The following is a 15,368-nucleotide window of genomic DNA, read 5'->3' as shown; positions in this document are numbered from 1 at the left end:
ACTATGCGATGTTGCGTTAGGGATTGAAGCATCTGTTTGAGCTCTTTTTTACTTTTTTAAGTAAAAAAAGCGAGTGCGTAAAGCCCGACCTTTTTAGGGAACGCCCTAAACATTCTTTTTTTTATTGATTTTTTAAAACGAGTTCTAGTTCTTTTTTCCAGTTGTTATAGGCTTCTAAATACGGTTTTTGATCTTTAAAAGGCATAAAAGTCATTACATGATCGTTGTCCATAATTGCTTTTCCAAAAGCTTCAAAATCTCCTTTGTGTAAATTTGCTGCTCGTGCGGCACCAATGGCACCCGTGGTATTGTAGATTTCTATTTCTTGCTCTATTAAGGTTGCTACGGTATTTGCAAATATTTCTGAACGGAATAAATTGTCGTTTCCTGCTCTAATAACACTTGGCTTTATGCCGTCTGATTTCATGATTTCCATTCCGTATACAAATGAGAATGCAATGCCCTCTAATGCGGCTCTACACATGTGCCCTTTGTGATGGTTATTTAGGTTCATGTTTACAATTCGTGTTCCAATTTCTTTGTTATTTAGCATGCGTTCTGCTCCGTTACCAAAAGGAATTAAGCAAACACCATCTGATCCTACAGGAATTTCTGATGCCAAGTTATTCATCTCTTCATAAGAATCTACGGCTAAGTTATTTAACAACCATCGGTACTGAATTCCGGCTCCGTTGATGTTTAATAATTTACCAATTCTTTTATTTTCTGTAGCATAATTTACGTGTGCAAAATTGTTAACTCGGGTACTTTCTTTACCCGATAAATTATCGGTTACAGCATACACAACTCCAGATGTACCGCCTGTGGCAGCTACTTCGCCAGGGTTAAAAACGTTTAATGATAGTGCGTTATTGGGTTGATCTCCTGCTCTGTAGAAAATGGGTGTTCCGGCTGCAATTCCGCTTTCTGCTTCTCCTTTTTCATCTACCAAAGATTGAACGCCAAAAGTGTCTACAATATCTGGTACCAAATTTTTATCGATTCCATAGTATTCTAATAAAAAATCGGCAACAGTGTTTTCTTTAAAATCCCAAAAGATACCTTCTGATAAACCAGAAATTGTGGTATTTATTTTATTTGAGAATTTATACGCCACATAATCTCCTGGCAACATAAATTTGAAAATCTGACTGTAGATGTCTGGTTCATTTTCTTGTACCCATTTTAATTTTGATGCGGTAAAATTTGCGGGTGAGTTTAACAAATGCGAAGCACATTTTTCTTCGCCAATTTCTGCAAAAGCTTTATGACCAATTTCTACGGCTCTACTATCGCACCAAATAATACTTTTTCGTAGTGGATTTCCTTGTTTATCTACGATAACCAAACCGTGCATTTGGTATGCAATACCAATCCCTTTTATTTGGGTTCTGCTTATATTATATTCTTTTTTTAGCTTGGTAATTGCGTTGCAAATATGCAACCACCAATCGTTTGGTTTTTGTTCTGCCCAACCATTTTTCTGAGCAAACATCCCCATTTCTTCTTTGGGTTCTTGTACAACTCCTAAACTTTTTCCTGTTGCTATTTCTACTAATGCTGCTTTTATAGAAGAACTTCCTATATCTAATCCTAAGTAATACATAATTTATAATGATTCTCTTAATGTTAATTTAGTTGGAACATAATATTGCATTGGTTTTTCTTGCATAACAAATTCCGCTGCTTTGGTACCTAATTCTTTAAAGTCGGTTGAAATTACTGAAATTCCTTTATAAATAAATTTTTTCATAGGCGTTTCATTGTAAGATAGAAAACCAACATTTACTCCTGGTTCTAAATCTTTAGCTCTACATTGTTCTAGAAAAATACCCAACATTCTATCACTTGTGCTTATATAAGCCACCCCTTCTTCTACTTTAAACAAACTAGGTTCTGTTACCACTATATAATTGAACTGAAATAATTCGCAATATTTTTTAAAATAAGTAATGGTTTCTATGGAGTGATAGGTATAGGTTGGATATAAAAAAACAATTTCTTTATATTTTCTAAATACATTTTCTGCACTTTTTAAGGCATCAAAAAAAGCTTTTCCAAAGTCTTGAAACACATAGTTATTGTTACTGTTAGAATGTACATTCCAATCTATTAGTAACAATTTTTCATCTTCTATATCTGACAGTACAGCAGGTACATCACCATGATCAAAAGTCATTACAACGTATTTATAATATTTACCTTTAGAACTATTTAAAATAGTTTTAAAATTATCTATATTATAATGATGAAATTGTACATCGGTAATTACATTGTTGGGTAGGTTATTTACAAACGAATGATATAAAACTTCTTTATAAGCTTTAAATGTATCTAATAAAAGCAATACCTTTTTAGTATCATTTGCAACATAATATCCTTTATTTGGTACTGAGTCTACAACACCATTATCTTTTAAAATTGTATATGCTTTAAATACGGTATCTCTAGATAAATTATATAATTTACAGGCAGCATTAACAGAAAGCAAAACTTCTCCTTTCTTTAAAAGATTTTTGGCTATAGCATCATTAATTGCATTTACTAATTGTTGATATTTAGGAATATCTCCTTGATGTTTTATTATTAAAGAAATTTTATTACTGCCCATTCTGTTCTGTTACGTTTGTAAATTTATAAATACATTTGCTCTAACCCATCCTGTTCTGTACTGTAAAGGTATTAAAAAAACAACTACCATACAAACAACTACTTTACAAGCAGTTAACTTGTTTAAAAATTATTCTAAATAAAAAACCTCTTCTAATACTTTTGATATTGGAGAATTATCTGATCTTACCTCCATGATATCTGCCATATAATCCCACCATTTTTTAACAATAGGGTTTTCTGATAAATCTTGAGAACTTGCTCCTGATTCTACTTTCTGAAATGCAAAAAGCGAGTTGCTTTCTTCATCAAAAAAAATAGAATATTCACTTATACCGGTTTGTTTTAATAAAAGTTTTAATTCTGGCCATATAGCATTATGCCTTTTATAATACTCCTCTTTCTGACCTTCTTTTAATTTCATTTTAAAAGCTAACCTTTCTTTCATTTTATTTTTTTTATTTGTTTTAAAAACAAAAACTTAATCGTTTTATTAAAAGACTTAGACACCTTATTTGCTTGTTTGTTTTTAAAGAATATATAAAGAGAACAAATAAGGCATCTTTTTTTTTAAATTTTAATTTTTTAATTTTAAAACCTCGCTACCTGCTAATAAATAGGCTCCTGTACCAAAGTTTTGCCAGCTTTCTGTACTTGCTGGCTCTGGTGATGCACCTATATTTTGCACCCAACCAATTTTACCATCTTCTTTTTGACATGCCATTAAAGCAGTCCATGCTTTTTTAACTGCTGGTAAGTATTTAGATTCTTTTAAAAGACCATTGTTAATACCCCAAGCTAAAGCAAATGTGTAAAAACCACTTCCGCTTACTTCACCATGATTATAAGTTTCTGGACACAATAAACTCGTTCTCCATAATCCATCTTCTGGCTGAATAGCTAAAATTTTAGCAGCCATTTCCATATAAAGATTCTCATAAAAAGCTCTATGTTTATAATCTTTTGGCATATCATCTAATAACAATGCTAAACCTCCAAGCACCCATCCATTTCCTCTAGACCAAAATATTTTTTCTCCATTAGGTTCTTTTAAATCCTTTTTAGAACCAGACCAAACATAACGCATATCTCTTGCAAACAAATTCTCTTCTTTATTATATAAACGATTGTAAGTTTCCATATAATATTTATGCATTGCATCTAAATATTTTAAATCTTTAGTTTGTTTTGCATATAAATTAATTACCGGAGGTGCCATAAATAACGCATCACACCACCACCATAAAATGGTTTCACCCTTAATATCTTTAGACTTTCCTTCTTTCCATTTATTTGATTGATATAAATGCTCATCTAAGAATTTTTTAGTTGGATTTAGATCTACAAAGTTTCTTCTTTTCTCTGCCATTTCAACATACAAATAACTGTATGAAATAGCAATATCATCTGCATGATAGATTCTTTTATAAGGTTTCCAATCATTATTATATCCTTGATTTTTTAAAGCGGCCATATACATCATATCCTTGGTTGTTTTGTGTGCTCTGGCAACACCAACATAATATGCCCCATTTGTCCAATCAGAAGGTGCAATTGCCATTATAGGATGTGCTTCTTGCCATTCTAAAGCTTTTATCATAGAAGCTTTAATTTCTGCATTATTTAAAACTTCTGAAGAAACAGTTTTTTGTGCTACCGAGCAGCTTATAAGTGTAAAAACTGCAAATAATGTTAAAAGTGATTTATTCATCTTTATTTTTTTAATTTAAATGTTGTTTCTAAATACTCTTTAGAAGATGTACCTACCATTAATGTATAATCTCCAGACTCTAAAGTTTTTTCCATTTTAATACCTGTAAATGCTAACATTTCTGGAGTTACTTTAAACGTTACTTCTTTACTTTCTCCTGGATTTAATTCAATTTTATCAAATGCTTTTAATTCTTTATCTGGTCTTGTTACAGAGCCTATTTGATCTTTTATATACATTTGCACTACCTCTTTTGCTTTTACTTTTCCAGTATTTTTAACGGTAACACTTACTTCTATTTCTGATGTTGGTGTAATCTCATTATTAGATATTTTTAAATCAGAATAATCAAAAGAAGCATAGCTTAAACCATATCCAAATGGATATAAAGGCCCTTCTTTTAAAAATAAATATCCTTTTTTATAATTAATTTCCTTCATACTATAGTGGTATGGTAATTGACCAATTGATCTAGGAACGGTAACAGGTAACTTACCTGAAGGAGAAACTTCTCCAAAAATAATTTTAGCTGTAGATTGGTCTCCAAATTCACTTAAATCCCAAGTATCTAAAATAGCATCTGCTTGTTCAGAAATTGTGTTTATAGATAAGGTTCTTCTGTGTTTTAAAACTACAATTACTGGTTTGCCTAAAGCTTTTACTCTTTTTACCAATTCATCTTGTGCTCCCACAGGGTCTATAGTTGCTCTATCTCCTATTGCATTGGTAAAAAAAGCTTCTTTAGAGGTAAACTCATCTCCACCTACAAATAAAACGGCAACGTCTGCTTGTTTAGCTAAAGCAACCATGTCATCAATAACTGCTGAATCCGTATTTAATAATTTAGGATTTCCTCCTTTACCATCTGTAAGGTTGAATCCTTTTTTTGTTAAAAACTTAATTTTATTTCCAACCACAGATTCAAACATAGCCTGTGTATTTTCTTTAACAAGTGGTCCTAATAAAGCTATTTTAGTAGCTTTTTTACTATCTAAAGGCAAAGTGTTCATTTTATTTTTTAACAAAATAATAGACTCTAAATCTGCCTCTTTAGCTAATTCTAAAGAAGATTTAGCTCTCACTCCTTTTTTTACTTCTTTTATTTTGATGTAAGGTTGATCAAATAAACCTAAAATAAATTTAGTACGTAACACACGTCTTACCGATCTATCAATTAGCTTTTCTAATGCAGGGTTCTTTTTTACCATTTCTGGTAACAAAGCATACGCATCTTCTGCATACAAATCAATATCAACTCCTGCCTCTAACCCCATTTGAGTAGCTGCTTCTGGAGTTTCTGCTACTTTCATAAAATAATGTAAACGACCAATATCATTTGCATCTGAAACTACATACCCTTTAAAATTCCACTGATCTCTTAAAACACCAGTAAGTAACGCTGGGTTTCCGTGACTTGCTACTCCATTTAAATCTCCATGAGAAGCCATAATACCTAATGATTTAGCATCTTTTACTGCAGCCTCAAAAGGCGGATAAATTTCATCGATTAAAGTACGTTCCGAAATTTCTATTGCAGCAAAGTTTGTACCTCCTAACACTTGTCCGTAACCTGCAAAATGTTTAGCTACAGCACCAATATGAGTTCCTTTACCTAAACCTTCATAATTACCTTGTACACCTTTAATAGCATTGGTTACCATTTGAGTTGTTAGATAAGTATCTTCTCCAAAAGCCTCACTCATACGTCCAAAACGAGGATCACGAACCAAATCCGCCTCTGGCGAGTGGCACATGTGCATACCTCTTAATCTTGCTTCTTTACCAACAACATCCCAAACTCTATTTACCAAACTTGGGTTAAATGAAGCGGCAGATGTTAACGGTCGTCCAAAGATAGTACAGCCTTCTGCATCTACACCATTATAAGATTCTGTAACAAAAAGAGCAGGAATACCCCATCTGTTATGCTCAATGATATATTTTTGAAGTTTATTGTTAAATTTTGCTGCATCTACAGCGTCTAAATGTTCTCCTGGGTTTTTTATACCCGCAATACCTAATTCTAATTTTTTTAGAACTTTTTTAGAAAGGTTTAAATTTCCTTTATCATCAGCTTTAACACCAATATTAGCGTGAAAAATCCTCATTTGTGCTACCTTTTCATCTAAAGATAACAAAGGTAATAAGGCTTCTACACGTTCTTCTACAGACAGTGATGCATCTTTATATTTACTTGTATCTATGGTAGATTGACCGTAGGATTGAAAAAATACACTAATTGCAATTAAGGGTAAAACAAATCTTTTCTTCATTATTACTATTATTTATTAATTTTTGTTGTTTAAAAAATGAAAAGAATCCACTTTTAATTTTTTATGTTCATTTTGGTCTATCAAAAAATATAAATTCTCTGTATCAGACAGTAATTTTAAATCAAATACTACATCTTCAAAATCATTTTTATTTGGATTCAGTTTTAGAACTCGTTTACTTACCAATTGTCCGTCTAATTTATCTTTACGAATTTCAATAGAAAATAAACCTCCATCAGGTGCAGCAACTTTTAAAGTTAATTGAGACACTTGGTCTCCTCCTTTTACATTAGGAAAATTTAAATAACTTTTATTAGAAGTAGTTTCTACAACAAAACCGTTATTCATCTCTTTTTTTATAAATCCTTTAGACTTAAAATAGTCTTCAGCTTCTATTTTTGGTTGATTTGCATTGTAATTGGCAACACCAATTCCGTCTACTCTAATGGTTGCTATTTCTCCATTTTCTTTATAATGAATGTAACTTATAAATGTGTCTCTAAAATAACGATTTCCTGTTTGACTGATATCACAATAAGCAAAATAAGTTTGATTATGCCATTCAAAAAAAGAACCATGTCTTCCTTGTTGAAAACCCGTTGGCCATGTAGGTGCATCATATCCCTTTGCAAAACTTGCTTTATTTAAAATAGTTCCTTTACAATCAAAAGGGCCATAAGGATTGTCTGAAACTCCATAAAAAACACCCCAAGACAAATAATATTTCCCATTAAATTTATGCATAAAAGGTTTATCATCTGTTGGTTTTTTTAAATTTTTACCATCTAAATTATAAGGGCCTCTTGGGTTTATTATTTCAATTTTCTTAGGCTTTTCTGCCAAACTAATCATATCATCATTTAGTTTTGCTATGTAATAATCCCAAACACCAAAAACGATGTAATGAGAACCATTATCTTCTAAAATAGCCATGTCGTATTCATCTGTAGGTGTTAACTCTGATGACAATAATGGTTTTCCTAAAACATCTTTCCAAGGTCCTGTAGGCGAATTACCAACAACAACACCTGTTTGTTGATTTTCTTCAGAAAAATACCAATAATATTTTCCGTTTTTATAAGCTACATCTGTTGCCCAACATCTAGAAAAGGGTTTGCCAATATATGTATCTTCTGGTTTTAAAACACTTTCTTTTTTCCAATTTACTAAATCTGGTGAAGACCAAATCCACCAATCTTCCATCACAAATTTCTTATTATCTATAGATTTGTCGTGAGAAGCATAAACGTACGCAGTATCATTAAAAATATGAACATGTGGATCGTTTAAACCTTTATTAGGTACAATTGGGTTTTGCGAGTAACTATTAAAAGCAATCATTAAAACAACCAATAAGTTTGATATTTTTTTAGACATGCTGATCATTTTTATTTATTCCACAAAAAACATCCATAATTTTAGTAACTGTTGCCGCTTGGTTTACAGAACAAGGGTTTTCATTTTTTTCTAAAAAATACGCTACCGTTTTTTCTATCATGGGTTGTTGTACATGCTTGGTACTTTTAAACTGATATTTCTTTTCTTTTTTATCAATAGAAAGAATTATCTCGTCTTTATAAAAAGAAAAAGAGATGCTCCCTTTTTCTCCTTTAATAGTGCAATTATCTTTATTTTCTAAGGCATCAAAATTCCAACATCCTTTAAAACTTACTCCATTTTTAAACTTAAGAGTTCCTTTTACAACATCATGAATATTTACATTTTGCTCAATATCAACTCTATTAATAGTCGCTACTTCGCCAAAATAATGAACCATTAAATCTATTTGATGTGGTGCAATATCATGAAAATATCCACCTCCAGAAATTGCTGGGTTTGTTCTCCAGTTTTCATCCGTTTTGGCTATTAAAGATGCATCCTTTGTTTGATTAATTGTAATTTCGGCAGTAGAAACGGCTCCAATAACATTAGACTCTAGCAGTTCTTTTACGGCAATAAATACAGGTAAACATCTACGATAATGAGCTACTGTTAATTTATTGTTTCCTTTCTTTGTTGCCTCTAAAAGGGTGTTAGCTTCATCATAATTTAATACCATTGGTTTTTCTAAATACACATTTTTACCTGCCTCTAAAGCTTTAAGGGCATATTCTAAATGTGTAGAAGGAGGTGTTGCAATATAAACTGCATTTATATTTTTACTATTAATTATATCTAAAGCATTTGTAGTCCAATTAGAAACGTGGTGTCTTTGTGCAAAATCTTTTACTTTTTCCTCATTTCTTCTCATTACAGCTAATAAATAAGAATTTTTAGCCTTTTGAAAAGCAGGTCCACTCTTTACCTCTGCAACGTCTCCGCAACCAATGATTCCCCAATGAACATTATTTTTCATCATTGTTATCTCTATTTATTTTTTCTGTTTTTTACCTGTTTTTTATACTTTCTTGGCAGGTTTGTTATAGATTTAATATGAACATTTTTATAAAAAACTTCTGCTGCTTCAGATTGAATTTGAATTTTCCCCTTTGTTAATGGAACAATTTTATCGTCTGAATTTTTATATCTAGAATTATACAAAGCCATTACAACTTTTCCGTTTACAACATGGTAACTAGTACCTTTATAACTTATTAATTCTAAAGTATTCCATTCTCCATGTGGTTTCTCATTATCAAAACCTTTATTACAATGGTTGGGCGGTACACGTTGTGTGCTAGAAAACGGGTTTAAGCCTCCATTTTTAACATACGTAAATTCTTTTTCTCCTTCTATTTTTTCTGATGGAATATCTATTAAGGTTCCGCTTAAAGCGTAATAATCCCCTAAATCTCCTTCTTGAACTTGAAACTCTTGTGATGACATCCAAACATTCCAAAAAGCATCATTTGGGCCATAACAATGGTATAAAATGCCACTATCTCTTTTTCTTAATAAACGAGGTTCCCAAATTTGTTCTCCCCATTTAAATTCTAATTTTAAATGATAATTTTCATACTCTTGCTTAGAAGTTAAGGCGCCATAAATTTCTCCAGAAATATGTAAAATATTTTCTCCACTTTCTTTTTCAAATTTAAAAACGTTTTTTGGATCATTATTTAACCCTAAAGGTGTTGCATTTTTACCATCGCTTTTTGGGTCTATATTCTTTAAATCTTTTACACTTGCATGCGGAGCTCCAATAAAAACATCCCAATTTTCTGATGGATTTCCTTCAAACAGATTTGTCCATTTTTTTGTAGATGGTTTTTTAATTTGTTCTAAATCTGCCGCCCAAAGTATAGCTCCCTTAATCATTTTCTGAAACCGAGCATCTGCATAAGATGTAATGGTATGCCCTAAACCTGTATAAAAAATTCGACCTCCATTAAAATGATGAAACCAAGTAATAGGATGATTTTTTGTATTCATCTGTTTTCCTGTATATGAAGTTTCATCTACAGTTGCTAAAACATTTACATGGCTTGCTACTGGTTTTTTAAAATTATACCATTCATCCCTAAAAAGCTCTTCTTCTTTTAAATGATTTGTTGCAGGATGTAAACTAGAATTGTTAAAATATACTTTTGCTTTTTGTACCTTAGGATGATCTTTAAAAACCGCTCCCACCATATCTCCATACCAAGTCCATTCTTTTTCGGTATCAGAAGCTGCATGAATACCTACAAAACCATTTCCATGGCCAATATATTTTTGAAACGCTTCTTTTTGATTTTTATCTAAGATATTTCCGGTTGTGTTTAAAAAAACAACAACATTATAATTCTTTAAATTTTCTAAAGTAAAGTCATTAGCATCTTCAGAGAAATCTATTTTCCAGCTTGTTTCGTTCTTTAAATTAGTAAAAAACTGAATACCAGCAGGAATAGACTTATGTCTAAAACTTGCTGTTTTTGAGAATACCAAAATTGAAGGTTCCTTTTGTTTAGAATAAGTAATAAACACATAGAACAAACAAAAAAATGTAATTACTATTTTCTTAAAAACCATTGAAAAAATATTATTATACAAGGTTAAGCTTTTAATTTTTTGACTCTATCCTGTACTATTATGATTGCTTTTTTTTCTTGATAATTTTTCTGCTAAATCTATTTTTCAGAAAATACTATTCATCATTTTTATGATTTGTAAACGAATCAATTATTAAATTACTAAAAGAGTTTACATCAAAAAAAACATGAGATAAAAAATAGTAATGATTTCCTATTTATATCTCATGTTTTACATTTAAAAACAAAAATTTTATGCTATTTTATTTTCTTTCCTATAACGGTATACATTCTACTATCTTTAGGCACACCGCTATCACTATTTCCTGCCATAATAATACTTTCTCCCTTTTTGGCTGTTCTTTTAAAAACAGACATTGTTACTGTACCAACATTAACATTATCTCCAATATCTTTATAGTCTTCTAACAAAAACGCTGGTCTTTTTACACGATCATCATGCAATACATAAATTTCCATATCTGCCCCTGCAATAAATTGCAACTGATCTCTAGCCCAATATTTTGTATCTGAATTTGGAGTTCTAATATATTCTGCAAATCTTAGATAACCTGGAATAACAGTATAATTCTGATCTAAATCTGTATATGCTTTTTTACCCCAATTCATTGTAGTTCTCAACATCGCTTTTGCATCACCTGTATAACTAAAATTAGTAAATAATTCACTTCTATTTTTAATTCCTGGTACATAAGGAGGCATTTTTGGTATATGAACTGGTACTGGTTCTTCCGCAATAACTCCATCATAATACCCCTGAGGAAGTGTTGTTGTTAATCCATCAGTAATATCAATTGGTAAAGAAGTTAAGGTTATAGTTGCCGGTTTTATCCCTTTTCTTGACGCAGTAATTGTTACATCGCCTGCTTTTAAAAGAGAACGAATTGCTACTCTATTAATTCCGGCTTCTGTATCTAAATATAAATTATTGGTAGAATTTGCTTTTCCGCTATTATATCCCCCACGCCATATTGCAGGACCAGAAATAGTAAAGTCTACACGACCTGCATCTAAAGGACATCTATTTCCATTTTTATCAACAACTTCAAAATCTAATAATGCAATATCAGACCCGTCTGCAAGCCATCCTTTGGCCCCAGTAATTGGTGTCAATTTAATAGCTACTGGATCTCCAATTGTCTTTTTTGTTTGCGAGACTACTAATTTATCATTTAAATATCCTTCTACTTTAATTTCACCAGATTTCCATTCTACATTAGAGAATTTATAAACATACCCATCAACTGGTTTAGAATTTGTTCCTAATAAATTACCATTTACATATAATTTAACCGTTTCGCAGTTAGAAATTACATACATGTCTTTTTTAGTTCCTTCTTTATAATTCCAATGACCAATAACATGTATCTGAGCTTCTGGCCTCCACATCGCTTTTACTGCATAAAAAGCTTCTTTAGGTAATCTAACTCCATCTACTTCTCCACTAGCTCTTGTAACCTCTGTAGGGTTTCTACCTCCATGAGGTCCGTCTGAAAACACCCAATTTGCGCCACCACTATGAAATGGTTTTTTACCCATTTTAGTCCACCAATGATGTACTTGACCAACGGCAAATTGTTCTGATCCTATATCATAAGTATTTTTACTTAAATTAGGATTGTTCCAAAAATTATCATCCGGAGAGTATTTATCCCAAATACGTCTTGGGGCTTCATCTCTCATATATTCACTTTCTATAAGAGGTAAACTAGCAAACTCTCTTTCCCATCCTTCTGTTCCTACTTCTATGGTAACATACTTTTCAGACTCTATTTTTGTATCAGAACGTCTGTTACCCATTAATCTCTTTCCATTAGGATCAACGGTTGCAATAATATCTAATATTTCTTTATAGTGCGCTTCTGTTTCTGCCCAATTACCACCTTCCCAAATAAAAATAGATGGATGATTTCTGTAATAAACCATCATATCTTTAAATGCTTTTATTCTAATATCCCAAACTTCTCCTTCATCTTGAGATTCTCCTGACACCCCTGGCATTAATGTTACAAAACCATATTTATCTCCAAAAGCAACTTCTGCCGGAGATCCTGCACAATGTCCCCAACGTATAAAATTACCACCTGCTTTATCCATTAAATCAAAAGTATACTCTCTTAACCAATCTGGTAATGCTGCTCCTAAACCAGCCCATGTATTTGTAGGTTTTTGTCCCCAACCATGTAATTTTGCATGCTCTCCATTATTATAAAAACCAGAATCTTTATTAAATTCGAAACTTCTAATACCTAAAGGAGTTTCATATCTATCAACAATTTTATCTCCTTCTTTTAAAAAAGTTAAAACCTTATACATATATGGGTTACGTGTATACCAACGTTTAGGATTTGATACACTTGCTGTTGTAGAAAATGTAAATTTTTCTTTAGCTTTTAATTTTTTATTTGCTGATGAAGTAGCCACTACTTGCCCTTCTCTATCTACTATCTGTGTTACATAGGTAACTTCTTTTTCTGTTTCATATTCATTTAAAACCTCTGCATTTGTAGTTACATCTGCATTTGTAGCTGTAATGTTATCTGCATAAACATATGTACCAACAGTTTCTAAATTATCATAAAGTGGTAGGGTAACATGTAAAGGATCCATTGTGTGTAGAAAAACATTTCTATAAATACCACCATGTGTTGGATGCCAATGTTCATGATTCCAAACTAAAGGGTCATTATCTCTAAAGTTATCGCTTTTTCTATCGTTATTCACTTTAACTGCAATAACATTTTCTTCTGTACCAAATTTTAAATATGATGAAATATCATATCCAAAAGGAATAAACCCTGTTTGATTTTTACCTAAATAGTGTCCATTAATGTACACATCTGCAATTTGACGTACACCTTCAAACTCTATATACACCTTTTTATCGGCTTCTTTTGCTGGTAATTTAAAGTGTTTTCTATACCACACAGTACCTCTCCACTGATTTTTCTCTCCTTTATGGCCACCAAGGCTTAAATCATCAAAAGTATCTATATCATTAAAGGTATGTGGTGCACTTACTGTACTCCAAGAGCTATCGTCAAAATTTTTATCTTGTGCTTTTTCCGGATTTTCTTTAATAAATTTCCAGTCCAGATTAAAATTATATTTGATTCTATTACCTTTTTCAGTAATTGCTTCTTTAGATAGGTCTTGGTTTGTATTGGCACAAGACGTTAAAATAAAGCTGGACATTAATATTAGATAAAATGTTTTTTTGAAATGTAATTTAAACATCATTAATTTATTTTTTATAAGCTAACTGCTAGTTTATATATTTTAAAAAAAGGAATCCTTTCAGATTCCTTTTTTTATTTTTAACTTATTTCTATTATTTACTTTTTAGATCTTTCTTCTTTTAAAAAACTAGACCACTCTTGAAACTTTTTCTTCCCAATAATTTTTCTAATTTCTTGAAATTTATCTTGATTAATCTCTTTCATTAAAGCTTGAATTTCTGTTTTATTTCCTGCATTTTCCTTACGAACTTCAGCTCTTTTTTTATTAGAATTTAACTCTACTTTATAAATAGCTTCGGCTTCGGCTTCTGATATAGAAATTACTTTTTGCATTTTTTCTACAGTAGTTTTAGCTGCTGTTTCAAACCTCTTTTGAGAATAGGTTGATAAAGAAATTAAAACTATAAAAACTAATAATACTACTTTTTTCATAATTTAGGATATAATTTAAAATGAATTAAAACTTATTTTCACCTATCAAAACTTAGGTGTATGCTAATTTAATCATAGAAAAAAAACTAAGTGTCCTGCACTATACTGCTATGTCTGTTAAATATTATTATTTTTTTAGAATAATTTGTATTGCATTTCTTGTTTTATTTTCTAATAAAAGATCTACCTTAATATTACTTAAACCATTTAAAATTGTTGTTAAATTTAATATTTAACGTTTGTAATTTTTGAGTAGGATCCCGTACAAAAAACGATTTTAAGCCCTAAACTTTTAGTATGTTGTAAATAAATATCCTGTATAATCATGTTAAAGCCGATCTAATGAATCTATAGCCTTTTCATAAGCTTTTGCAAAACTATGTCTAAGATTTACATTTTTTTAATAGCAGCCTTTAAAAATCTTATATTTTTTTGTTTGTTCATTCGGAAACAATTGTCTGCCAGAAGCACTTATGCAATATTTATGATTACAAATAATACATTGTTGACCATTTTAGTCTGTATTTTCTTAAAATTGAAAAGATATATTTTTATATGCAATGGCTAAATTTTGTACATATTCTAAATACTTTTTTACAGGCCAATATCCACGTATTTTATTGCTATATTCAATCGTTAAAAAAGAACCATTTTCTTCTAAATCTTCAAGGTATTTTTTATCCTGAAGATTATCTATTTTTAAATTTAGATAATAATTTATTACATTTTTATGTAAATATATTAAGCTATTTGGGTATTCAACTTGGTTGTATTAAGACGTTTTTTTATCACAACTAATTAAAGTAAAAAGAAACTCAATTGCATATTACACCCTAGAAACATACCTAATTTTTTAGTTACATTTAATTTAAATTCTATAAAGAGGTTTTAAACCTAACTATATTAATAAAAATATAGTTTTTAGAAACTGATAAATTTAATTCTCCTAAAACAAACTTTAAAGCACCTGCAATAGGTTTTAATTATCTTCTATCAAAGCCCTTAAACTTTTTCTAACATACTTTATTAAACACTTAGTAAAATTAACAAATTAGCTTAAATTTAAGTAAAAACAACTCCAGATTTACCATCTTATTCTATACGCTTAGAAGAATTACTTTTTAGTTATAAG

Annotated in this window: 10 protein-coding genes; all 10 read right to left on the bottom strand. The window is 30.7% G+C overall.

Going from position 1 to position 15,368, the window contains the following annotated elements:
* Positions 1 to 121 precede the first annotated feature (121 nt).
* Positions 122 to 1,606, bottom strand: coding sequence for a xylulokinase (locus tag WG951_RS00690; RefSeq protein ID WP_105048297.1), 1,485 nt, complete (start codon positions 1,604 to 1,606; stop codon positions 122 to 124).
* Between the two features lie 3 nt (positions 1,607 to 1,609).
* On the bottom strand, positions 1,610 to 2,611 hold the full coding sequence (locus tag WG951_RS00685) for a GntR family transcriptional regulator (RefSeq protein ID WP_105048296.1): 1,002 nt from the start codon (positions 2,609 to 2,611) through the stop codon (positions 1,610 to 1,612).
* A 129-nt stretch (positions 2,612 to 2,740) separates the two neighbouring features.
* The gene (gene rhaM, locus WG951_RS00680) at positions 2,741 to 3,058 is read right to left on the bottom strand and encodes an L-rhamnose mutarotase (protein ID WP_105048295.1); all 318 of its coding nucleotides are present in this window, start codon (positions 3,056 to 3,058) and stop codon (positions 2,741 to 2,743) included.
* A 129-nt stretch (positions 3,059 to 3,187) separates the two neighbouring features.
* Positions 3,188 to 4,321, bottom strand: coding sequence for a glycoside hydrolase family 88/105 protein (locus tag WG951_RS00675; protein ID WP_105048294.1), 1,134 nt, complete (start codon positions 4,319 to 4,321; stop codon positions 3,188 to 3,190).
* Between the two features lie 2 nt (positions 4,322 to 4,323).
* Positions 4,324 to 6,594: a glycoside hydrolase family 3 N-terminal domain-containing protein gene (locus WG951_RS00670; RefSeq protein WP_105048293.1), complete on the bottom strand. Its 2,271-nt coding sequence runs from the start codon at positions 6,592 to 6,594 to the stop codon at positions 4,324 to 4,326.
* 15 nt (positions 6,595 to 6,609) lie between these two features.
* Positions 6,610 to 7,971: a family 43 glycosylhydrolase gene (locus tag WG951_RS00665; protein ID WP_105048292.1), complete on the bottom strand. Its 1,362-nt coding sequence runs from the start codon at positions 7,969 to 7,971 to the stop codon at positions 6,610 to 6,612.
* Positions 7,964 to 8,953, bottom strand: a complete 990-nt coding sequence (locus WG951_RS00660; RefSeq protein ID WP_211296702.1) for a Gfo/Idh/MocA family protein — start codon at positions 8,951 to 8,953, stop codon at positions 7,964 to 7,966. Before WG951_RS00660 ends, WG951_RS00665 begins: the two co-directional genes overlap by 8 nt.
* 8 nt (positions 8,954 to 8,961) lie before the next feature.
* Positions 8,962 to 10,461 (bottom strand): ThuA domain-containing protein, encoded by a 1,500-nt coding sequence (locus WG951_RS00655; RefSeq protein ID WP_170062869.1) that lies wholly within the window; start codon positions 10,459 to 10,461, stop codon positions 8,962 to 8,964.
* Positions 10,462 to 10,802: 341 nt separating this feature from the next.
* On the bottom strand, positions 10,803 to 13,760 hold the full coding sequence (locus WG951_RS00650) for a glycoside hydrolase family 2 protein (protein WP_170062868.1): 2,958 nt from the start codon (positions 13,758 to 13,760) through the stop codon (positions 10,803 to 10,805).
* 140 nt (positions 13,761 to 13,900) lie between these two features.
* A complete protein-coding gene (locus WG951_RS00645) occupies positions 13,901 to 14,236 on the bottom strand; it encodes a hypothetical protein (RefSeq protein ID WP_105048288.1) in 336 nt (111 codons plus the stop codon).
* Positions 14,237 to 15,368: the final 1,132 nt, after the last annotated feature.

Origin of the sequence: Polaribacter butkevichii (assembly GCF_038024105.1) — a bacterium.
Classification (GTDB): domain Bacteria; phylum Bacteroidota; class Bacteroidia; order Flavobacteriales; family Flavobacteriaceae; genus Polaribacter; species Polaribacter butkevichii.
The sequence above is the reverse complement of the archived record's forward strand: the minus strand, read 5'-3'. Positions and strand labels throughout refer to the sequence as shown.